The sequence below is a fragment of the Pseudomonas sp. EL_65y_Pfl2_R96 genome, from assembly GCF_963970905.1.
Lineage (GTDB): Bacteria > Pseudomonadota > Gammaproteobacteria > Pseudomonadales > Pseudomonadaceae > Aquipseudomonas.
This window is the reverse complement of sequence record NZ_CAXAQH010000437.1, coordinates 1-304: the sequence shown is the minus strand read 5'-3', so window position 1 is coordinate 304 and position 304 is coordinate 1. Positions and strand designations below refer to the sequence as shown.

At 52.0% G+C, this 304-nt stretch carries 1 protein-coding gene; it reads right to left on the bottom strand.

Translation table 11 applies throughout. The features are described from left to right. Positions 1–5: 5 nt before the first annotated feature. A partial coding sequence (locus AACY49_RS31455) for an integrase core domain-containing protein (protein ID WP_339528271.1) occupies positions 6–304 on the bottom strand: 299 nt, incomplete at its 5' end.

Sequence of the window (304 nt, the reverse complement as noted above, 5' to 3'; positions counted from 1 at the left end):
AGTGGTCAACTAATTCCGGACACCTCGATAGGAGGTTTAGACGCCATTGCCCGTTCGTAAACGGTCGGTGGCAGATATCCCAGTTTCGAGTGCAGCCGCTCGTTGTTGTAAAACCCAACGATGTATTCAGTGATGTCACGTATCGCTTCGGCGTGGTTGGCGTAATCGCGCCGCCATACCCGCTCCATTTTCAAACTCAGGAAGAAGCGCTCCATCACTGAGTTGTCCCAGCAATTACCTTTACGGCTCATGCTTTGCTGCATTTCATTTCTTGCCAACAGCGCTCTGTAGCTTGCGCTCGCGT